The following is a 22,127-nucleotide window of genomic DNA, read 5'->3' as shown; positions in this document are numbered from 1 at the left end:
CAGTCATATCTGGCCAGTGCCGTTTTCCAGCAGAAAGTTAGGGCGGCAGTACAACCGCGAACAGTGATTCGCTGGGTTAAGGTTTGTGTTCAGGACGGTCATTTACGGCCAGTTGCCGGAACAGCCCATTCATGAAGCACGCCCTCAACCTCACTGCCGAACTGGTACCTGTGGCCTACGCCGAGGCATTGTTGGCGCTGAGCGAAGAGCTGGGCCAGACACGCGCCGAACTGTTTGCCGCCGCACAAGTACGCCCCGAAGTACTGGCCAGCCCCAATGGCCGGCTGTCCTTCCTCGACTTCCACCTGCTGACCCAGGCCGCACTGGAGCGCTGTGATGAACCGGCACTCGGCCTGGTGCTGGGGCAACGCCTCAATGTCTCCACCCATGGCATCCTCGGCTATGCTGTGCTGTCCAGCGCGGATCTGGGCAAGGCGCTGCAGTTTGCCTTGAAGTATTACCGCGTACTCGGCCTGGCGTATGAGCTGGAGCTGGTGGAGCAGGGCGATGCCATGGAGTTGCGGGCGGTCGAGTCCTTCCCCATGGGCGGGCAATCGCGTTTTGCCGCCGAGGGGTTGTTGACCAGCATTCACACCATCGCGCGCTTTCTGCTGGGCGAAGCGTTGCAAGGGCTCGCCGTTGGCTTTGCGCATGCCGCGCCGGAGTATGCTGAGCGCTATGTCGAGGTGTTCGGCGTCGCGGCCCAGTTCGAGCAGCCCTGCCACTGGCTACGCTTACCGCGGCATTATCTGGATCGCCCCATGGCCCTGGCCAACCCGGCCACGGTACAGATGTGCGAGCAGCAGTGCGAAGCGCTGCTGGCCAGTCTCGATGTGCAGGATGCGTTGCTGACTCGGGTGCGTCGACTGTTGCTGGCCCGCCCTGGCGACTTCCCTGACCTGGACAGCGCTGCGCGTGCTCTGCATACCAGTGGCCGCAGCCTGCGCCGGCATCTGGCGCAGATGGGCACCAGTTACCAGCAGGTGCTCGATGACGTGCGCAAGCGCCTGGCCTTGCAATACCTGACCACTACCCACTTACCCCTTTATGAGATCGCTCAGTTGCTGGGCTTCAGCGACTCATCCAACTTCCGTCGTGCATTCCGCAAGTGGACCGGTAAACTGCCTGGCGACTATCGAAACGAGGCCACCTGATGAGCACCGCCGAACGCCCAGCCCTGATCCGCGAAACCTTCCCCGTAGGGCCTTTGCAGTGCAACTGCACCATCATCGGTGACCCGCTGACGAAGAAGGCCATCGTGGTCGACCCGGGTGGCAATCCCGATCTGATCATGGCGCGTCTGGAGGCCCACGGGCTCAAGGTCGTGAGCATCATTCACACGCATGCCCATCTCGATCACTTCCTGGCCTCCGGGCAGATGAAGGAGAAAACTGGCGCCACGCTGCATTTGCACAAGGACGATCAGTTTCTCTGGGACAACCTCGAGATGCAGTGCCGCATGTTTGGTGTGCCCTACACGCCGGTGCCGGCCCCGGACCGCTGGCTGGATGACGATGAGGCGCTGGCCTGCGGCTGTGGCGTAGCGCTGCATACGCCTGGGCACACGCCGGGCTCGATGAGCTTCTGGTTCGAAGAGGCCAAGCTGCTGATCGCGGGCGATACGCTGTTTCGCCGAGGTATCGGCCGCACTGATCTGTGGGGCGGCGACTACGCCACCATCGAGCGCTCGATCAAGCAACGTCTGTACAGGCTCGATGAAGATGCCACCGTGGTGACTGGCCATGGCCCCGATACGCGGCTGGGCGACGAGATGCGCGAGAACCCCTTTATTCGCGCCTGACGGGCACTAATCGAGGAAATGTCGATCAAAAGGCCATCATCCCCCCGTTCATGGAGATGCCTTCATGTTCCGTTCCTCCTTGATTGTCCTTTGCTCCTCTGCGCTGCTGCTGGCCGGCTGCGCTTCGCAGAATCCTTACGATCAGAGCGCGCCCAGTACCAATCGCACCGCGACCTACGGCGGTATCGGTGCGCTCGCGGGTGCGGCGGCGGGCGCCTTGATCAACCACGATAACCGCGGCAAGGGGGCCCTGATCGGCGCCGCAGTGGCTGGCGCAGCTGCAGCTGGTTATGGTTATTACGCCGACAAGCAGGAAGAAGAGCTGCGTCGCAGCATGCAGGGCACTGGCGTCGAGGTGCAGCGTCAGGGCGATGTGATTCAGCTGGTCATGCCAGGCAACATCACCTTCGCCACAGACTCTGCGCAGATCGCCAGCAGCTTCTACCAACCGTTGAATAACCTCGCCAACTCCTTCCGTCAGTACAACCAGAACAGCATCGAAATCGTGGGGCATACCGACAGTACCGGCTCGCACAGCTACAACATGGATCTGTCGCAGCGCCGTGCGCAGAGCGTCGCCGATTACCTGCTCGCTCAGGGTGTCGATCCGGGGCGTCTGAGCACCCGCGGTATGGGGCCAGATCAGCCGGTGGCCAGCAATGCGACGGTTGAGGGCCGTGCGCAGAACCGTCGCGTAGAAGTGACGCTGCGGCCGTTACCCGGTGTGCAATAGCCATGGCGGCCGGGCAGGGGATCTGCCCTGCGTCGCAGTCCTGCCACGCGTTGGCTGGTAAGCTTAGGTTGAACTTCGCCGCCCTCTAGCGGCTCGAAGATGGCGGCATGTCTGCCCGATACCAGAAGAAATCCTAAGGAAACGTTATGAAGACCAGGCGTAATCTGATCGCAGTCACTGCGGTCATGGCCATCATGGCTGGCTGCACCACCAATCCGTACACCGGTGAGCAGCAGGCCGGTAAAGCGGGGATCTATGGTGGCGTCGGCGCCGTAACCGGTGCGGTGATCGGAGCGGCGACTTCAAGCAAGAAAGACCGTGCCAAGGGAGCCTTGATTGGTGCTGCCGTTGGCGGCGCAGCCGGTGGCGGTTACGGTTACTACGTCGACACTCAGGAAGCCAAGCTGCGCCAGACCTTGCAAGGTACAGGGGTGCAGGTACAGCGCATTGGCGATGATCTGAAACTGATCATGCCGGGCAATATCACCTTCGCCAGCAATTCGGCCGATATTTCCAGTGGTTTCTATCAGACCCTCAATTCGCTCGTGCTGGTATTCAAGGAGTTCGACAAGAACGGGGTGAACATTGTCGGCCATACCGACAGTACCGGTTCGCAAGAGCTCAACCAGAGCCTGTCGCAGCGTCGTGCGCAGAGCGTGGCCAACTACCTGACCGCCAATGGCGTGCCTGGCCAGCGAATCTCCGCCTACGGTGCTGGCCCGAGCCAACCGATTGCCAGCAACGCCAGCGAGGCCGGACGCGCCCAGAACCGTCGTGTAGAGATCAACCTGCGTCCGCTGTAACAGCTATTACGTAGCAGAAAAGCCTCCGTTCCCCGGGGGCTTTTTCATTTGTCTGCGGCCCGCTCGCTGAGCATCAGCCGCGAAGAGCTGGCGGTTATCTCCGACCGCTTGTCGTCTCTCCTCTGGCAAAAGGCCATCCATTCAAAACCTGACTAGAATGCTAGCAGTGGTTCTGCAAAGTCCGCGCGGGCGCAGGCCGGGCGCGTTGGTTCTGGATGACCGAAGGAGAGCGAATGGAAGACAGAGCTGTCGAGCGGCCACCTCGGCCATGGACGCCTTTGCTGGTTGCGTTGGGCTTGCTGTTGGGGCTGGGAGGCTTGATTTTCTGGCAATGGAACACCCTGCAAGAGCGCGAATGGGAGGACAACCGGCACCGTTTCGAGCTTGAAGCGCAGGATATCGGCCAGCGGGTAATGGCGCGTATGCAGGCTTATGAAATGGTTCTGCGTGGCGTTTCCGGGCTGATGACGGGAAGTGATCGCGTTTCTCCCGCCGAGTGGGAAAGGGCGCTGGATCAACTGCAACTGCAAGACCGCTATCCGGGTATCCAGGCGGTGGCCTGGTCGCGTTATCTGACGCCAGCGCAACTGGATGATTTTCGAGCTGAGTTGAACGCTGACGGGCGTCTTGATTATCAGGTCTTTCCCGCCGGGGAGCGGGACCACTATTTGCCGATCGACTATGTGAGCCCTCTGGACTGGCGCAATCGCCGAGTACTCGGCTTTGACATGCTCAGCGAGGCCAGTAGGCAGCAGTCCATAGAGCGCAGCCTTGAAACCGGCGATGCCAGTTTGAGTGGGCCGGTGGTGCTGCGTCAGGAAACCGATGTCAACGTCCAGCAGGGGGTGCTGCTGTTCCTGCCGGTGTTCCGCCAAGGCGTACCACTCAATACGTTCGAACAGCGTCGGGAGGCGTTGCTGGGCATCATTCACGGTGCATTCCGCAGCCATGACCTGATGGAAGGCATTCTGGCGGCGCAGGGACGCTTGTTCGACGTGCACCTCAAGGATCAGGGGGCTCCGGATGTCGCCTTGCTGGATGGCTTTTTGCCGGACGATGGCTGGGAGCCCCGGTTCCGCCGCAATCTGGAGTTGCCCCTGTATGGACGGGTCTGGGCGCTGGAGATAGTCGGAACGCCCGAGTACGAGCGTAGCCTGAGGGAACGCACGGGGACTCTTGGCCTCTGGGCCGGACTGGCGGCCACTCTGCTGTTGTCGCTGCTGGTGGGCGGATTTCTTTACCAGCGCGAACGCAAATTGCAGATCAGCGAGCGTTCTACCCTGGCCTTGCGCGAGCGTGAGGAGCGTTTCCGTCTGCTACTGGAACGTTTGCCGGTTGCGACTCTGCTCTGCGATGCCAAGGGGCGCATCGAGATGGCCAACCGCAGTGCCGCCGAGCTGTTCGACTGCACGCTCAATGCACTACCGGGCGAATCCATCCTGCGCGTACTGCCGAGTATCGAGTCTCCCAAGGAACTGCAGGAGCAATTGGCCGAAAGTGATGAGCGCACGGTGCGCACGCTACGGGGTGATCTCGTTCCGGTCAGTATCAGCCTCAATCCTCTGCACGAGGGCGGCAGCTATTTGATCAACCTGGTCGACCTGCGTGCGCGCAAGGTGGCAGAGGAGCGCTTTCGCCTGGTGGTCGAGGCTTCGCCGAACGCCATCGTTCTGGTGGACGGGCTCGGGCGCATCGCCATGGTCAACAGGCAGACCGAACTGCTTTTCGGTTATGAGCGGCAGATGCTGCTCGGCGAACCGGTCGAGATGCTGCTCCCCGCCGCTCAACGGGGCAGCCATGTAGGGCTGCGCCGCGGTTATCAGGCGATGCCTGAGCAACGGCGAATGGGGGGTAACCGTGAGTTGTTCGGCCAGCACCGTGAAGGGCGCATGATCCCTCTCGAGGTCGGTCTCTCTCCCATTCGCAGTGGCGACGAAAATCTGGTGCAGGCGGTCATCATCGATATCAGCGAGCGCAAGGCTGCCGAGCAGAAGCTGCGTGAGCAAGCCGAGCAGTTGTTGTTGGCCAACCGCTACAAGTCCGAATTTCTCGCCAACATGTCCCATGAGCTGCGTACTCCGCTCAACAGCATCCTGATTCTCAGCGACCAGTTGCGGCAGAACCTGGCGGGAAATCTCACGGAAAAGCAGGCCAAGCATGCCGATATCGTCCATCGTGCCGGCAGCGATCTGCTGCAGTTGATCAATGATGTACTGGATCTGGCCAAGGTCGAGTCCGGGCGAGTGCAACTCAAGCTCGAACCGATCAACATGCAGGACGTGCTGGTGGAGTTGGATGCCAGCTTGCGCCCCATGGCGGAGCTCAAAGGTTTGCGTCTGCATACCCAGCTTGACGCCGGTGTGCCGCGCATCATCCATACCGACCGGGTACGGTTGCATCAGATATTGCGCAACCTCCTTTCCAACGCGCTGAAGTTCACCGATCAGGGTGAGGTCACGCTGACGGTGAGCAGCCAGGGGCGTCTGGAGGATGAGCGCGAGCTGTTGTGTTTCAGTGTTCGTGACAGCGGTATCGGCATCGATCCATCGCAACACGAGCAGATATTCCAGGCCTTCCAGCAGATCGACGGTTCGACCAGCCGGCGTTTCGGTGGCACTGGGTTGGGACTGGCGATCACCCGTCAACTGATCCTCGCCCTGGATGGCGATATCAGCCTGCAAAGCGCGCCGGGGCAGGGCTCGACCTTCACGGTCAGGTTGCCGGTGCAGGCAGGGGTGGTCAGTGCCGAAGTACCTGTCGAGGGGCCGCAGCGCGCAGGGGAAGGGCCGCCTCTGCTGATCGTCGAAGATGATGCCAATTTCGCTGCAGTGATCGCCGAAGAAGCTCATTCCCACGGGTTTTCCAGCGTTCACTGTCGCACCGGAATGCAGGCGCTCGGATTACTGCAGCAGGAATCCTTCAATGCGGTGATTCTCGACATCCTGCTGCCGGATCTCAGTGGCTGGCAGCTGTTCCGACGACTGCGCGCGCAACCGACACACCGTCACACACCGGTGCATATCATCTCCTGCGTACCTCAACCAGCAGGGTGGAATGACGACGGTACGCGTTATCTGGTCAAGCCCATCGGCCGCGATGAATTGGAACAGGTCTTCGTCGAGCTGCAGCATGGTGCTGCGCATGAACGAGCGTTGCTGCTTGTGGAGGATGTCGAGGTAGAGCGTGAACACTACCGCCAGCAACTGACCGAACTGGGCTTTCAGGTCACCAGTTGCGCAAGTGGCGAACAGGCGCGCTTGGCATACGTGCAGGGGCAGTTCTGCGCGCTGGTGATTGATCTCGATCTGCCTGATCAGGATGGTTTCGCGCTGCTCGACAGTCTCAACCAGCTTCGCCCGCTGCAAGGTACGCGTCTCGTCATCAACACCGGTGTGGACGTTACCCAGCAGACCCTGCAGCGTCTGCGCCGCTACAGCGCGGTCGTGGTGCGCAAGCATGGCGATGACACCGATGCGCTGTGCCAGGCGGTGCAAGGGTTCCTGGGCGAAGTGCGCACACCGCAGCAGGCAAATCCCCTGCAGGGCAGACGCATTCTGTTGGTCGATGATGATGTGCGCAACGTCTACGCTCTGACCGCTCTGCTGGACGAGGTTGGCTTGCAGGTCAGTTCTGCGAAGGATGGCCTGGAGGCCATCGCCTGCTATCAGCGCGATACCTTCGACCTGATCCTGATGGACATGGCGATGCCCAATATGGACGGCTATACCGCTACGCGCCTGCTCAAGCAGGAGCATGGCTGCGAGATACCCATCATCGCGCTGACGGCTCACGCGATGAAGGGCGATCGCGAGAAGTGCATCACCGCCGGTGCAGACGATTACATGGCCAAACCGGTCAAGCGTGATGATCTGCTGGCGTTGCTGGAGCGCTGGTTGGGTACGTCATCCGTGCCATCACCTGGCAATGATCTACCCTGAAGACAGGAGTGATTGGTGCAAGGGCGAAGGATAGGGGAGTAACGATGGCCCAGGCGCAGAGCAAGACCGCCGCCGTACCCGCCAGGCAGGTTCTGCTGGTGGTGGATGACCGTGTAGAAAATCTTGAAGCCATGCAGGCGCTGCTCGAGGATGGCGAGTGGCAATTGCGCTGCGCCAGCTCGGGCGAAGAAGCCCTGCGCTGTTTGCTCGAAGAGGATGTCGGGTTGGTGCTGCTGGATGTGCAGATGCCTGGCATGGATGGCTTTGAAGTCGCGCGACTGATGCGCGGCAACCCGCGTACCCGGCTGACGCCCATCATTTTCGTCTCCGCCATCGCGCAGACCCATGAAGCGGTGTTGCGTGGCTACAGCACAGGGGCCGTGGACTTCGTTCTCAAACCGTTCGACCCCAGCGTGCTGCGTCACAAGATTCACAGCCTGCTGGAGCACGAAAGCAACCGTATCGAATTGCAGCAGCTTACCCAGCAGCTCGATAGCGCGCGCGCCTTCAATGCTTCGGTGCTGGCCAATGCCGCAGAGGGCATTCTGGTGGTCGGTGAGGATGGCCGTATCCAGTTCGCCAATCCAGCCATGGCGCAGATGCTCAATGGCGAGGTAGGCGACCTTGAGGGCGCTGAGCTGCTGTCCTTCCTCAAGAACCCCATCAGTGATGATGGCTGGTTGCAGTCGGAGTTCTATCTGCACTTCAGGCGTGAAGCGACTTACCGCGTGCATGAGGCCATGCTGCGCACATTCGACGGCGGCTGCCTGCCGGTGGCGCTGTCCTGTTCTCCGCTACCAAGGTTGCAGCGGGCCATGGTGCTGATCGCGCTGGACATGTCGGTGGTGCGTAACCTGCACGCGCAGCTGGAGTCGCAGGCGGTAACCGATTCACTCACGGGGCTGCTCAACCGGCGCGGTTTCCATCAGGCCCTGGAGTCGGCACTGGCGCGCATCGAACGCAGCGGCCAGCGGGTCGCGGTGCTCTATCTGGATCTGGATGGTTTCAAGCGCATCAACGACTCACTTGGCCATGACGTTGGCGACCAGTTGCTGCGCCGGGTGGGCGAACAGCTCAAGGCGTGCCTGCGCCCCTACGACAGCCTGGCGCGCATTGGTGGCGATGAATTCACCGCGTTGCTGGACAACCTGGGTCATCCGGAGGATGCCGCCAAGGTCGCGGAAAAACTGATCGAGCTGGTATCGGTACGGCATACCCTCGACGGTGTGGATTTCACCCTCGGCGCCAGCGTCGGCATCGCTTGCTTTCCGGAATGCGGGCAGAGTGTCGAAGGCCTGCTGCGCTCTGCCGATATGGCCATGTACGAGGCAAAGCGTGCCGGGCGCCAGCAGTACCGCTTCTTCTCGCCTGAGATGAACGGTCGCGCGCGCTCTCGACTGATGCTCGAGGAAAGCCTGCGCCACGCCATCGAGAATGACGATTTCGTGCTGGTCTATCAGCCGCAGTTCGAGCTGGCGAGCGGGCGTCTGCGTGGCTTCGAAGCGCTGCTGCGCTGGCAGCATCGGGTGGCCGGCACCGTGGCGCCGAACGTGTTCATTCCCTTGCTGGAGGAAACCAGGCTGATAAACCGCGTGGGCGAGTGGATCTTCCGCGAAGGTGCCAGGCAATTGGCCGTATTCAAGCGTCAGTTCGGCGAGGACATGGTGCTGAGTCTCAACGTCAGCCCGGTGCAGTTCGGCATGCCGCAGTTGGTTACCGATCTGCAGCGCGTGCTGGAAATTCATGGCCTCAAACCCAGTCAGCTGGAGGTGGAGGTCACCGAAAGTGCCTTGATGCAGGATCTTGAGCTGACTCAGGCACAACTGCGGCACCTGCGCGAGTTGGGGGTGAAGATCGCCATCGATGATTTCGGCACCGGTTATTCGTCATTGGCTTACTTGCGCCATTTCGAGCTGGACACGCTGAAGATCGACCGACTGTTCATCAGCAATATGCTCGACTCACCGCGTGATGCCGCGGTGGTCAGCACCATCATCGATCTGGGGCATCACCTGGGCCTGGAGGTCATCGCCGAGGGTGTTGAAACCCAGGCCCAGCGGGAGTGGCTGACGCAGCATCACTGCAGCATCATGCAGGGGTTTCTGGTGGCTCCGGGTATCGCGGCCGATGCCGCATTGCACATACCGGCGCAGCTGGACTGGAGTCAGCTGCCGCTATCCGGGCCTAAACCCTAGGTGCGCGACGCGCACCGCCCGGCATCGGCGAAAGATCAGGCGCGTACGACGCACCTTACCGTAGCCGGACGCAATCCAGGGCCATGATCCGCCAGGAGCGCCGAGGTTGGCGCTTAGGCGTTCTGGTCAAGTTCGGCCAGCTCCGCATCCTTTTCTTGCCACAGGCGGTTGACCCACTGCTGGAACGCCAGGCGGTAGCTTTCGTCCTGATCGTAATTGCGACCGATGAATTCGCCTGGAATGTCGACCTGCTTGAAACGCACTTCTACAGCATCCAGGCGCCCGCTGAGCAGGTCCCAGAAGCCGGGCACACCATGTGGGTAGTGGATGGTGACGTTGACGATGGCGTGCAGCTGCTCGCCCATGGCGTCGAGTACGAAGGCAATGCCGCCGGCTTTGGGCTTGAGCAGGTACTTGAACGGTGATTGCTGCTGGGCATGCTTGGCCGGAGTCAGGCGCGTGCCTTCGAGGAAGTTGAACACCGCCACCGGGTTGGTCTTGTAACGCGCGCAGGCCTTGCGTGTGGTCGCCAGATCCTGGCCACGCTTTTCCGGATATTTGGCCAGGTATTCCTTGCTGAAGCGCTTCATGAAGGGAAACTCCAGCGCCCACCAGCACAGGCCGATTACCGGCACCCAGATCAGCTCCTGTTTGAGGAAGAACTTCAGCAGCGGCATGCGTCGGTTGAGCAGGTACTGCAACACCAGAATGTCGACCCAACTCTGATGGTTACTGGTCACCAGATAGGAGTGACGGGTATCGAAACGTTCCAGGCCCTCGATCTTCCATTCGATATGGCCAACCAGGCGCATCCAGAATTTGTTCACGCCTATCCAGCTTTCGGCGATGCCGTGCATGAGAAAGCGCAGCGCACGTTGGATGGTGGCGAAGGGCAGCAGCAGTTTCAGCAGCGCGACGAAGAACAACGGCCAGCACCAGAACAGGGTGTTGAGTGCCAGCAACAGCCCGGCGATCAGGCCGCGTAGCGGCGCAGGGAGAAAGTGCAGCATCGGGCGAACGCCTCCGTAAGCAGGCTGCGCGCCCGGCGGGCAGCCTGAGAATGGGGGCTTTCTCTGAGCCCCGTTTCGTTTGCAAGAGCTGCGGCGTTCCGTGCGGCGAGCTGGTTTGGCGCCAAGGGTAACGGTTGTGCACTGACCTGCAAGTGCCAGTGGTGACCCGTTGGTCCATCTGCTCGTAGGGGGCGCCCCGCGCGGTGCGCAGGGCGCACCCTACGTCCGTACCCGCACTCAGCTCGGCCGGTCGGCAGCCTGAATCGCCGTCAGGGCGATGGTGTAGACGATGTCATCGACCAGTGCCCCGCGCGACAGATCGTTCACCGGCTTGCGCAGGCCCTGCAGCATGGGGCCGACGCTGATGCACTCGGCGCTGCGCTGCACGGCCTTGTAGGTGGTGTTGCCGGTATTCAGGTCGGGGAACACGAATACAGTGGCACGACCGGCGACCGGGCTATTAGGTGCTTTCTGTCGGCCGACGCTTTCGATGGCGGCGGCATCGTACTGCAGCGGGCCGTCGAGCAGTAGCTCCGGGCGTTTCTCGCGAGCCAGGCGGGTCGCGGCGCGGACCTTTTCCACTTCCTCGCCGCTGCCGGAGTCACCGGTGGAGTAGCTGAGCATGGCCACTCTCGGGGGAATGCCGAAGGCCTGGGCGGAGGCTGCGCTCTGCAGGGCGATCTCCGCCAGTTGTTCGGCGTTGGGGTCGGGGTTCACCGCGCAGTCGCCATAGACCAGCACCTGGTCCGGCAGCAGCATGAAGAACACCGAGGACACCAGGTTGTAGCCTGGTGCGGTCTTGATCAGCTGCAGGGCGGGGCGAATGGTGTTGGCTGTGGTGTGGATAGCGCCGGAGACCAGGCCGTCCACCTCGTCCAGCGCCAGCATCATGGTGCCCAGCACCACGGTGTCTTCCAGTTGTGCCTCGGCCATCGGCGCGTTGAGTCCCTTGCCCTTGCGCAACTCGACCATCGGTTCGACATAGCGGCCGCGTATCAGGTCCGGGTCGAGAATTTCCAGCCCATCCGGCAGCTCGATACCTTGCGCGCGCGCAACGGCCTGCACCTCTTCCGGCTTGGCCAGCAACACGCAGCGGGCGATGCCGCGTGCCTGGCAGATGGCGGCAGCCAGCACGGTGCGCGGTTCGCTGCCCTCGGGCAGAACGATGCGCTTGGCTGCAGCCTTGGCCCGTTGCACCAACTGGTAACGAAACGCCGGTGGCGACAGGCGCAGCTCGCGTGGTGTGCCGCAGCGGGTACTCAGCCAGTCATGGTCGATGTGGCCGGCGACGAAGTCGGAGACTTTCTCCGCGCGCTCGCGGTCATCCAGCGGGATTTCCTTGTTCAGGCGGTTGAGGTTGGTGGCGGTGTCGTAGGAGCCGGTGCTCACCGTCATCACTGGCAGGCCGCTGGCCAGGGCGCCCTGGCACAGCTCCATGATGCGCGGGTCGGGGGCGGAGTCGCTGCACAGCAGCAGACCGGCCAGCGGCACGCCGTTCATTGCGGCCAGGCAGGCTGAAAGAATGATGTCGTCACGGTCACCGGGGGTCACCACCAGGGTACCGGGCTTGAGCAACTGCACGCTGTTGGCCACGGCGCGGGCGCAGAGCACGATCTTCATCATGCGTCGTTGTTCGTAGTCGCCGGCATTGAGGATGCGCGCGCCGAGAAGTTCGGCAATGTCCTTGGTGCGCGGTGCATTCAACTCATCCTGCCAGGGAATGCAGCCGAGCAGGCGGAAGTCGCCGGTCTTGAGCAGTGGCGAGAACTCTTCCAGGCGCTCGGCGAAGGCTTCGATGCCGTCTTCGCTGCGCACCTTGTTGAGGATCACGCCGAGCACCTTGGGATCCTTGAGACCGCCGAACAGCTGGGCCTGGATCTCCACGCGGTCGGACAGTTCGGTAAGGCTCTCGTCCTCCGGCGCGCTGACCAGAATCACGTCGGCGTCCAGGCTCTTGGCCAGATGGAAGTTGACCCGTGCCGCGTAGCTGGCGTGACGCGTTGGCACCATACCTTCGACGATGACCACGTCCTTGCCGGCGGCTGCCTGTTCGTAGAGGCTGATGATCTCCTCCAGTAGTTCATCGAGCTGGCCGTCGCCGAGCATACGCTCGACATGGCTCAGTGGCAGCGGCTTGGGTGAGTGCAGGCCGTGGGTGCGTGCCACCAGTTCGCTGGAGCGCTCCGGACCGAGGTCGCCGGCATGCGGCTGGGCGATGGGCTTGAAGAAGCCGACCTTGAGGCCGCTGCGTTCCAGCGCACCGACCAGGCCGAGGCTGATGGACGTGAGACCGACACCGAAACCGGTGGGGGCGATGAAGAATGTATGCATGAAAAAGCCTCAGTCGAGCAGGGCAAGAGTGTCGAGGGCGATCTGCCGCTCTTCATTGGTCGGCACCACCAGCACACGCGGGTGGCCTTCTGCGTGAATTGCGCCGGCGATGCCACGTACGCAGCGGGCATTGGCCTGCTCATCGAGCTGCAGCCCGAGCAGGCCGAGATGGTCGAGGGTCTTGCGCCGAATCAGCGCCGAGTTCTCGCCGATGCCTCCGGTGAAGACCACGCCATCGAGACGCTGCAGGGCGCAGCTCATGGCCGCCAGCGATTTTGCTAGTCGGTAGCAGAACACTTCGATGGCCAGGCTCGCGCCTGTGTGGCCTTGCTCGCGCGCCAGTTCCAGCGTGCGCATGTCATTGGACAGGCCGGAGAGGCCAAGCAGGCCGCTGTCGTGGTTGAGCATGGCGTCGATCTGTTCCAGGCTCCAGCCCAGGGTGCGCGCCAGGTGGCTGTGCAGGTTAGGGTCGACGTCGCCGCTGCGTGTGCCCATTACCAGGCCCTCGAGTGGTGTCAGCCCCATGCTGGTATCGCGGCTGTGGCCGTTTTCCACGGCACAGGTGGAGCTGCCATTGCCCAGGTGGGCGACCAGCCAGCTACTTGCTTCGATTGCCAGACCGCTCATCTGCGCGGCCTTCTGGCTGACATAACGGTGGCTGGTGCCGTGAAAACCGTAGCGCCGGACACCGTGTTCGGCATACAGCGCCTGCGGCACGGCGTAGCGGAAGGCGTGCTCGGGCAGGCTCTGATGGAAGGCGGTGTCGAAGACCGCGACTTGAACCAGATCGGGAAACAGCTTCATCGCCGCCTCTATGCCGTGCAGGTTGGCCGGGTTGTGCAATGGCGCCAGCGGTGCGATCTGCCGGATCGCCTGCAGGCTGGCGGCGTCCAGGCGGCTGGCGCCGGAGAAGTATTCACCGCCATGTACCACGCGGTGGCCAATGCCATGCAGTTCACCAGCCGCTGCCTGCTGCACCAGCGGTAACAAGTGGGACAGGGCCTGGCGATGATCGGCGCCGGGTAGCACCAGGCTGTCCCTGTTATCTCCCAACTGCCAGTGCAGCACCGCTTCGGGGCTGCCCAGGCGCTCGGCCAGACCGCTGAGAATGAAGGTTTCCTGCGCTTCGTTGACCAACGCGAACTTGATCGACGAACTGCCGCAGTTGATCACCAGAATGTTGCGTGCCGACATTTAAGTTTCCTTGGGGGCTTCGTGCGACCGATCCTGGGCACACCAGCCACAGGCGAATGGGCTACCTATTCTGGCCTGGCGCTGCTCGGGATCGAGTACCCAGGCCCGATTGTGCCAGGGTGGTCGGTGGCGGACGTGCTGAGTATGGCCACACGACAAGACTGCCACCCAGTCGCCATGCTCATCCTGACGAAAATCAACGATACGCACGGCCCGTTTGTCTGGAGTTGGGTCGCAATCGTGGTCAGCCTTGGTTAGACTTGTTCGTTCATTTATCTTTCGCAAAAGGTCTCCCCATGCTGATCGCCGCCAACAAGGCCGTCTCCATCGACTATACCCTGACCAACGATGCCGGCGAGGTGATCGACAGCTCCTCCGGCGGCGCGCCACTGGTGTACCTGCATGGCGCCGGCAACATCATCGTCGGCCTGGAGAAGGCTCTGGTGGGCAAACAGGCCGGTGACGAAGTCGAAGTCTCCGTCGAGCCGGAAGAGGCCTACGGCGAATACAGCGCCGAGCTGGTCGCTACCCTGAGCCGCGCCATGTTCGAAGGCGTCGACACCCTGGAAGTGGGCATGCAGTTCCACGCTTCCGGTCCGGACGGCAGCATGCAGATCGTCACCATCCGCGACATCGACGGCGATGAAGTGACCGTAGACGGCAACCACCCGCTGGCGGGCCAGCGTCTGAACTTCAAGGTCAAGGTGGTTAACGTGCGTGACGCCAGCCAGGAAGAAGTGGCCCATGGTCACATTCACGGCGAAGGTGGTCATCACCACTGAGTTGCCTGTCGGGCGACTTGCGGTCGTTCCCCCTGGCGGAACCACTGCTAAGCTGAAGCTTGCGATCAAGGCGCCTTAGGGCGCCTTTTTCATGTATGCCCGATGTCTCTGTATCAACCGTTTCAGAGCCCCGCATCCGCCGCACTGAATTCGCTGAGGAAGTTCGTCATGAGTGCCTTTCACGATCTCAATCTCCGTGCGCTGGACGGCCAGGAACTGCCGCTGGCGCCCTACAAGGGTCAGGTTGTCTTGGTGGTCAACGTTGCCTCCAAGTGTGGCCTGACACCTCAATACGCCGGGCTGGAAAAACTCTACCAGCAGTACAAGGGCAATGGATTCACGGTGCTCGGCGTGCCCTGCAACCAGTTCGCAGGTCAGGAGCCAGGCAGCGAGGAAGAAATTCGCGAGTTCTGCAGCCTCAACTACGGGGTGACCTTTCCGTTGGGCAGCAAGTTGGAGGTCAACGGTCCGGGGCGCCATCCGTTGTATCGTCTGCTTGCCGGTGAGGGCGCCGAGTTTCCCGGCGATATCACCTGGAACTTCGAGAAGTTTCTGGTTGGTCAGGACGGCCGTGTGCTGGCGCGCTTCTCACCACGAACCACGCCGGATGATCCGGCGCTGACCCAGGCTGTCGAGAAAGCTCTCGGCCTCTAAGTGGCTGCGCCTGCATTCTCCAATGAGGTGCAGGCGCCGTTAATCGGCCAAATTCGCGGCCGTTTCTTCATGCGCTCTTGTTCGTGCGCTCGCACGATTGCTTAATCGGACGACTTGCCGAGGAGTGCACCGATGACCAGCTTTTCCAACGAGCACCAGCCTGCCGCCGCCTCGCCGGTCGAACTGCGCGTGCTGATTGAGAGTCGCCGGGCGGTGCGCCGTTTCAGCCCGGAATCGGTGCCGGAGGAAGTGATCCGCGACTGCTTGGAGTTGGCCGTGCTGGCGCCGAACTCCTGCAACCTGCAGCCATGGAGCTTTCAGATCATTCGTGAGCCGGCTCTGCTGGCGAAGCTGCACCCGGTCTGCATGGGCCAGAACGCTGCACGCGCGCCGTTGATTATCGCCGTGTTGGCGCGCCCGGATACCTGGCGTCAGGCTTGCCAGAACATCATCGACTACTGGCCCGAAGAGCAGGTGCCGGCGCGTATTCGCAGTTTCTACAGCAAGACGGCGCCGTTTCAGTACAACCAGGGGCCAATGGGCCTGCTCGGGCTGTTCAAGCGCCAATTGGTGCGCCTGGTGGGATTGCGCAAGGCCCTGATGCGTACGCCCAACAGCAAGGCGGACATGCGTTTGTGGGCGGTGAAGTCCACTGCACTGGCGGCGGAGAACCTGATGCTGGCCTTCCAGAGCCATGGTTATGCAACTTGCCCGATGGAAGGTTTCGACGAAGTGCGCCTGCGCCATGTGCTGGATATTCCGCGCCAGGCGATACCGATCATGCTCCTGGCCGTCGGTCGCCAGGGTGATAAGGGTATATACAACCCACGTTTGCGCTTCCCGCTCGAGCAGCAGGTCACCTGGCTATGAGTCGCGGTTGATCTGGATCAAATCGCCTGATCTTGAATACGGCGTAATCGTCCTTATCTAGTCTTCATCTCGGCGGGTATCGGTTTTCGGGGATGTAGTCCCGGCCCGCTCTTCTGGAGGAAGGACATTTATGCGTATCGATCGTTTGACCAGCAAGCTGCAACTTGCACTCTCCGACGCCCAATCCCTGGCCGTGGGCATGGATCATGCCGCCATCGAACCGCTGCACCTGATGCAGGCGCTGCTCGAGCAGCAGGGCGGTTCCATCAAGCCGCTGCTGATGCAGGTCGGTTTCGACATCAACAGCCTGCGTCAGGGCCTGACCCGCGAGCTGGATCAGCTCGGCAAACTGCAGAACCCCACCGGCGACATCAACCTGTCGCAGGACCTGGCGCGCCTGCTCAACCAGGCCGACCGCCTGGCCCAGCAGAAGGGTGACCAGTTCATCTCCAGCGAGCTGGTGCTGCTCGCCGCCATGGATGAGAACAGCAAGCTGGGCAAGCTGCTGCTCGGTCAGGGCGTGTCGAAGAAGGCCCTGGAAAACGCCATCGCCAACCTGCGCGGCGGCCAGGCAGTCAACGACCCCAATATCGAGGAGTCGCGCCAGGCGCTGGACAAGTACACCGTCGACCTGACCAAGCGTGCCGAGGACGGCAAGCTCGACCCGGTGATCGGCCGTGACGACGAGATTCGCCGCACCATTCAGGTGTTGCAGCGGCGCACCAAGAACAACCCGGTGCTGATCGGCGAGCCCGGCGTGGGCAAGACCGCCATCGCCGAGGGCCTGGCCCAGCGCATCATCAACGGCGAAGTGCCCGACGGCCTCAAGGACAAGCGCTTGCTGTCGCTGGACATGGGCGCGCTGATCGCCGGCGCCAAGTTCCGCGGCGAGTTCGAGGAGCGCCTCAAGGCAGTGCTCAACGAACTGAGCAAGCAGGAAGGGCGCATCATCCTGTTCATCGACGAGCTGCACACCATGGTCGGCGCCGGCAAGGCCGAGGGCGCCATGGATGCCGGCAACATGCTCAAGCCGGCACTGGCGCGCGGTGAGCTGCACTGCGTCGGTGCCACCACCCTGGACGAATACCGCCAGTTCATCGAGAAGGACGCCGCGCTGGAGCGCCGCTTCCAGAAGGTGCTGGTGGACGAGCCGAGCGAGGAGGACACCATCGCCATCCTGCGTGGCCTCAAGGAGCGCTATGAAGTGCACCACGGGGTGACCATCACCGATGGCGCGATCATCGCCGCGGCCAAGCTCAGCCACCGCTACATCACCGACCGTCAGCTGCCGGACAAGGCCATCGACCTGATCGACGAGGCGGCCAGCCGCATTCGCATGGAAATCGACTCCAAGCCCGAGGAGCTGGATCGCCTGGATCGTCGCCTGATTCAGCTGAAGATCGAGCGCGAGGCGCTGAAGAAGGAAGATGACGAGGCGACCAAGAAACGTCTGGTCAAACTGGAAGACGACATCGCCAAGCTGGAGAAGGAATACGCGGACCTCGACGAGATCTGGAAGTCGGAGAAGGCCGAGGTGCAAGGTTCGGCGCAAATCCAGCAGAAGATCGAGCAGGCCAGGACCGAGCTGGAAGCCGCGCGGCGCAAGGGTGACCTCAACCGCATGGCAGAGCTGCAGTACGGTGTGATCCCTGATCTGGAGCGCAGCCTGCAGATGGTCGATCAGCATGGCAAGAGCGAGAACCAGCTGCTGCGCAACAAGGTCACCGACGAGGAAATCGCCGAGGTCGTGTCCAAGTGGACCGGGATCCCGGTGAGCAAGATGCTTGAAGGCGAGCGCGAGAAACTGCTGAAGATGGAAGGCCTGCTGCACCAGCGTGTGATCGGTCAGAACGAGGCCGTGGTGGCGGTTTCCAACGCGGTGCGGCGTTCCCGTGCCGGGCTGGCCGACCCCAACCGCCCGAGCGGCTCGTTCCTCTTCCTCGGCCCGACCGGGGTGGGCAAGACCGAGCTGTGCAAGGCGCTGGCCGAGTTCCTCTTCGACACCGAAGAAGCGCTGGTGCGCATCGACATGTCCGAGTTCATGGAGAAGCACAGCGTCGCCCGCCTGATCGGTGCGCCGCCCGGCTACGTGGGCTACGAGGAAGGTGGCTACCTGACCGAAGCGGTGCGTCGCAAGCCGTACTCGGTGGTGCTCATGGACGAGGTGGAGAAGGCCCACCCGGACGTGTTCAACGTTCTTCTGCAGGTGCTCGAAGACGGCCGCCTGACCGACAGCCATGGGCGTACCGTGGACTTCAAGAACACCGTCATCGTTATGACCTCCAACCTCGGCTCGGCGCAGATTCAGGAGCTGGTCGGTGACAAGGAAGCGCAGCGTGCGGCGGTGATGGACGCGGTGGGCAGCCACTTCCGTCCGGAGTTCATCAACCGTATCGACGAGGTGGTGGTGTTCGAGCCGCTGGGCCGCGAGCAGATCGCCGGCATCGCCGAGATTCAGCTGCAGCGTCTGCGTGGCCGTCTGGCTGAGCGTGAGCTGAGCCTGGAGTTGACGCCGGAGGCGCTCGACAAGCTGATCGCCGTCGGTTACGACCCGGTGTATGGCGCGCGTCCGCTCAAGCGTGCGATCCAGCGCTGGATCGAGAACCCGCTGGCGCAGCGCATCCTGGCTGGCGACTTCGCCCCCGGTGTGCAGGTCAAGGCCAAGGTGGATGGCGACGAGATCGTCTTCGCCTGATCGGTTGCTGCGTTAAATGCAAAGGCCCGCCAATTCGGCGGGCCTTCGTTTTTGTAGGGGAATCGGCATCGGATGCCGCGATTGCATCCGGCTGCGGAGCTTTTGTGGGAGCGGCTGGGCGGCATTCCGCTTCAGCCACGAAGTTCGTGGTCGGTTCGCGGCTGAAGCCGCTCCTACGTAAAGCTTTGGCGTCTTAGCAGCAATCGCCCCAATGCTTCTTCTTCGAAGTGTGACCGATACCGGGGTTGAAGCTGTTGGTCGGGTCCAGTTCGCGGTAGAAGCCAGCCAGTGCCGGCTTGGCCACGTACAGATGGCCGACGTTGTGTTCGGCCGGGTACTCGGCGCGGCGCGCGTCCAATAGCTTCCACATGGCATGTTCCATGGCGATCGGGTCGTTGCCTTTCTTGACGATGTAGTCCTGGTGGAACACGTGGCAGAAGAAGTGCCCGTAGTAGAGCTTGTGTATGATTCGCTCTTCCATCTCGTCCGGCAGCGTCTCGACCCAGTCCCGGTCGTTGCGGCGCAGGGCGATGTCCAGGGCGAGGATGTCCTCGACGCTGCTGCGATGTGCCTCGCGGTAGCGGATCGCCGCGCCGGCCACGGCGAAGCGGTGCAGGAATGCCTTGCGGCCTTCCTCTGCGTCACACTCGAAGTAGGCACCGCTGTTGCTGCCAGCGAAATACTCGGCGAGGAAGGTGCGGGTCAGCTCCAGGGTGTCGTTGGACACTCGTACCAGCAGGTGATGCTCGAAGCGGTCGCGGTACTCACGCATGCGCTGCGGCAGGTGACTGGGCAGCAGGTTCATCACGGCCTGGATCACCTTGTCGGTCACCCCGCGCAGGCCAAAGCGCTCGAAGAACCCGTCTACCCGACTCTTCATGGCGAAGGCGGCCGGTACCTTGGCGGTGCCGAACTTGTCGATCACCAGGAAGGTGTCCTTGCCGTACTTCTCGCCGATGTCGAAGGCGGTGCGGTGGATGTATTCGCCGGCAATGGGCAGGCGCGGCAGCTTGGCCAGCAGGTGACGGCGCACTTCGGTCAGGTCGTGCGGGTCGTTGCTGCCGATGTAGAATACCGTGCTCGGTTCCTTCGGGAAGGTGTCCAGGCGTACGGCGAACAGGCACAGTTTGCCGGCCGAGCCGGAGGCCTCGAACAGGCGTGACGGGTCGGCGTTGAAACGTGCCGGAGTATCGGCGTCGACGTCGCGCACGTGCTCGCCGTAGCGTGCGTCGGAGGCTTTGCCGGTGTCTGCATTGCGCACCTGCTGCGGGGTGTAATCACCTTTCTGCAGACGGCTGAGGATTTCCTCGGGGCTGTCGCCCAGCTCGATCCCCAGGTGATTGACCAGCTCCAGCGAGCCGTCGTCCTTTACCTGCGCGTACAGCGCCAGTTCGGTGTAGGCCGGGCCGCGGCGCACCAGGGCGCCGCCGGAGTTGTTGCAGATACCGCCGAGCACCGAGGCGCCAATGCAGGACGAGCCGATCACCGAATGGGGCTCGCGGTTCAGCGGTGCCAGCGCCTGTTCCAGGCGGTCGAGGGTGGCACCGGGTAAACACACGACCTGCTGACCGTCGTTGATCAGTTGCACGCCCGTGATGCGCAGGGTGCTGATCAGCACGATCTCGCGGTCGTAGTCGGCGCCGTCGGGCGTGGAGCCGCCGGTGAGACCGGTGTTGGCCGCCTGCATGATGACGATGCGATCGGCTGCGACCGCCGCCTGCAGAATACGCCACTGTTCCAGCAGCGAGCCCGGACGTACCACCGCGAGAACATTGCCCTCGCCGGTACGATGGCCCTTGCGGAAGCGCCGCGTGGCCTGCTCATCGGTGATGACATGGCTGGCGCCGACGATCTGGCGCATCTGCGCCAGAAGGTCATCACGGGCCAGGGTGGTGCTGACGGCAGCGGTCATTGGATCAACGCTCCTTTACCAGCAGGTCCGGGGTGATTTCGGCGATGGATTTGGCGCCGGTCAGGACCATGGCCACGCGCATTTCCTTCTCGATCAGCTCGAGCAGGTTGCTTACGCCGGCGCCACCAGCTGCAGCCAGGGCATAGACGAAGGCGCGGCCGAGCAGCACGGTATCGGCGCCCAGGGCGAGCATGCGCACCACGTCGAGGCCGGTGCGGATGCCGGAGTCGGCGAGGATCTTCAGCTCGCCCTTGACCGCATCGGCGATGGCCGGCAGCGCACGGGCGCTGGACAGTACGCCGTCGAGCTGACGACCGCCGTGGTTGGAGACGATGATGCCGTCGGCACCGAAGGCCACCGCATCACGGGCGTCTTCCGGATCGAGAATGCCCTTGATGACCATCGGGCCATCCCAGAAATCGCGGATCCACTCAAGATCCTTCCAGGAAATCGACGGGTCGAAGTTGGCGCCCAGCCAGCCGATGTAGTCGGCCAGACCGGTAGGGTTACCGCGATAGGCGGAGATGTTGCCCAGGTCGTGCGGCTTGCCCAGCAGGCCAACGTCCCAGGCCCACTGCGGGTGAGTCATGGCTTGCAGCATACGGCGCAGCGGCGCGTTCGGGCCGCTCATGCCCGAGTGGGCGTCGCGGTAACGCGCGCCGGGTACCGGCATGTCGACGGTGAACACCAGGGTCGAGCAGCCGGCGGCCTTGGCCCGCTCCAGGGCGTTCTTCATGAAGCCGCGGTCCTTCAGCACGTAGAGCTGGAACCACATGGGCCGGTCGATGGCCGGCGCCACTTCTTCGATCGGGCACACCGACACGGTGGACAGGGTGAAGGGCAGGCCTTTGGCCGCCGCTGCCTTGGCCGCCTGCACTTCGCCGCGGCGGGCGAACATGCCGGTCAGGCCGACCGGGGCCAGGCCAACGGGCATCGACATTTTCTCGCCGAACAACTCGGTGGACAGGTCCAGCTCGGACATGTTTTTCAGCACGCGCTGGCGCAGCTCGATGTCTGACAGGTCGGCGACGTTGCGGCGCAGGGTGTGCTCAGCGTAGGCACCGCCATCGACGTAGTGAAACAGGAAGGGCGGCAGCTTGCTTTGAGCTGCGGCGCGGTAGTCGGTAGAGGCAGAAATGATCATGTGCTCATCCTGTTGCTTGAAAAGGGGAAGCGTAGCCTGACGGCCAAAGCCCCGGCATGGCCGGG

At 62.6% G+C, this 22,127-nt stretch carries 15 protein-coding genes and 1 pseudogene; 10 read left to right on the top strand and 6 right to left on the bottom strand.

Annotation, left to right across the window (positions count from 1 at the left end; genetic code table 11):
* The first annotated feature begins 131 nt into the window (after positions 1 to 131).
* The 6 genes from ACJRW5_RS18895 (at position 132) to ACJRW5_RS18870 (ending at position 9,470) form a co-directional block, all read left to right on the top strand.
* Complete coding sequence (locus tag ACJRW5_RS18895) at positions 132 to 1,154, top strand: AraC family transcriptional regulator (protein ID WP_484572031.1); 1,023 nt, start codon at positions 132 to 134, stop codon at positions 1,152 to 1,154.
* A complete protein-coding gene (locus ACJRW5_RS18890) occupies positions 1,154 to 1,801 on the top strand; it encodes an MBL fold metallo-hydrolase (protein ID WP_484572030.1) in 648 nt (215 codons plus the stop codon). The genes ACJRW5_RS18895 and ACJRW5_RS18890 overlap by 1 nt, the downstream gene beginning before the upstream one ends.
* Before the next feature lie 64 nt (positions 1,802 to 1,865).
* Entirely contained in the window at positions 1,866 to 2,534 is a 669-nt protein-coding gene (locus ACJRW5_RS18885) for a YiaD family glycine zipper/OmpA-like lipoprotein (protein WP_484572029.1), read from the top strand.
* Between the two features lie 146 nt (positions 2,535 to 2,680).
* Positions 2,681 to 3,337 (top strand): YiaD family glycine zipper/OmpA-like lipoprotein, encoded by a 657-nt coding sequence (locus ACJRW5_RS18880; protein ID WP_484572028.1) that lies wholly within the window; start codon positions 2,681 to 2,683, stop codon positions 3,335 to 3,337.
* Between the two features lie 233 nt (positions 3,338 to 3,570).
* Positions 3,571 to 7,275: a response regulator gene (locus ACJRW5_RS18875; RefSeq protein WP_484572027.1), complete on the top strand. Its 3,705-nt coding sequence runs from the start codon at positions 3,571 to 3,573 to the stop codon at positions 7,273 to 7,275.
* Between the two features lie 44 nt (positions 7,276 to 7,319).
* A complete protein-coding gene (locus tag ACJRW5_RS18870) occupies positions 7,320 to 9,470 on the top strand; it encodes a putative bifunctional diguanylate cyclase/phosphodiesterase (protein ID WP_484572026.1) in 2,151 nt (716 codons plus the stop codon).
* Between the two features lie 113 nt (positions 9,471 to 9,583).
* On the opposite strand, the gene ACJRW5_RS18865 is transcribed toward ACJRW5_RS18870, so the two are convergent.
* The 4 genes and pseudogenes from ACJRW5_RS18865 to ACJRW5_RS18850 all read right to left on the bottom strand — a co-directional run bounded on the left by ACJRW5_RS18865 (position 9,584) and on the right by ACJRW5_RS18850 (position 14,333).
* Entirely contained in the window at positions 9,584 to 10,480 is an 897-nt protein-coding gene (locus ACJRW5_RS18865) for an acyltransferase (protein WP_484572025.1), read from the bottom strand.
* A 237-nt stretch (positions 10,481 to 10,717) separates the two neighbouring features.
* Complete coding sequence (pta, locus tag ACJRW5_RS18860; protein WP_484572024.1) at positions 10,718 to 12,811, bottom strand: phosphate acetyltransferase; 2,094 nt, start codon at positions 12,809 to 12,811, stop codon at positions 10,718 to 10,720.
* Positions 12,812 to 12,820: 9 nt separating this feature from the next.
* The gene (locus ACJRW5_RS18855) at positions 12,821 to 14,005 is read right to left on the bottom strand and encodes an acetate kinase (protein ID WP_484572023.1); all 1,185 of its coding nucleotides are present in this window, start codon (positions 14,003 to 14,005) and stop codon (positions 12,821 to 12,823) included.
* Positions 14,006 to 14,333: pseudogene (locus tag ACJRW5_RS18850) on the bottom strand (DUF3565 domain-containing protein). It lies immediately after the preceding gene.
* Here ACJRW5_RS18850 and ACJRW5_RS18845 point away from each other — a divergent pair.
* The 4 genes from ACJRW5_RS18845 (at position 14,302) to clpB (ending at position 19,006) form a co-directional block, all read left to right on the top strand.
* Entirely contained in the window at positions 14,302 to 14,787 is a 486-nt protein-coding gene (locus ACJRW5_RS18845; RefSeq protein WP_484572022.1) for an FKBP-type peptidyl-prolyl cis-trans isomerase, read from the top strand. The pseudogene ACJRW5_RS18850 and the gene ACJRW5_RS18845 sit on opposite strands and share 32 nt — an antisense overlap.
* A 168-nt stretch (positions 14,788 to 14,955) precedes the next feature.
* Positions 14,956 to 15,441, top strand: coding sequence for a glutathione peroxidase (locus tag ACJRW5_RS18840; protein WP_484572021.1), 486 nt, complete (start codon positions 14,956 to 14,958; stop codon positions 15,439 to 15,441).
* Between the two features lie 132 nt (positions 15,442 to 15,573).
* Positions 15,574 to 16,311, top strand: coding sequence for a nitroreductase family protein (locus tag ACJRW5_RS18835; RefSeq protein ID WP_484572020.1), 738 nt, complete (start codon positions 15,574 to 15,576; stop codon positions 16,309 to 16,311).
* 130 nt (positions 16,312 to 16,441) lie between these two features.
* Positions 16,442 to 19,006, top strand: a complete 2,565-nt coding sequence (clpB, locus tag ACJRW5_RS18830; protein ID WP_484572019.1) for an ATP-dependent chaperone ClpB — start codon at positions 16,442 to 16,444, stop codon at positions 19,004 to 19,006.
* Positions 19,007 to 19,199: 193 nt separating this feature from the next.
* Here the strand turns inward: clpB and dld are convergent, their stop codons facing one another.
* Positions 19,200 to 20,918 carry a D-lactate dehydrogenase gene (gene dld, locus ACJRW5_RS18825; RefSeq protein WP_484572018.1) on the bottom strand — a complete coding sequence of 573 codons (1,719 nt, stop codon included), beginning with the start codon at positions 20,916 to 20,918 and terminating at the stop codon, positions 19,200 to 19,202.
* Between the two features lie 4 nt (positions 20,919 to 20,922).
* On the bottom strand, positions 20,923 to 22,062 hold the full coding sequence (lldD, locus tag ACJRW5_RS18820; protein WP_484572017.1) for an FMN-dependent L-lactate dehydrogenase LldD: 1,140 nt from the start codon (positions 22,060 to 22,062) through the stop codon (positions 20,923 to 20,925).
* Positions 22,063 to 22,127: the final 65 nt, after the last annotated feature.

The organism is Pseudomonas pichavaramensis (assembly GCF_050473265.1).
In the GTDB taxonomy this organism is placed as follows: domain Bacteria; phylum Pseudomonadota; class Gammaproteobacteria; order Pseudomonadales; family Pseudomonadaceae; genus Aquipseudomonas.
The sequence above is the reverse complement of the archived record's forward strand: the minus strand, read 5'-3'. Positions and strand labels throughout refer to the sequence as shown.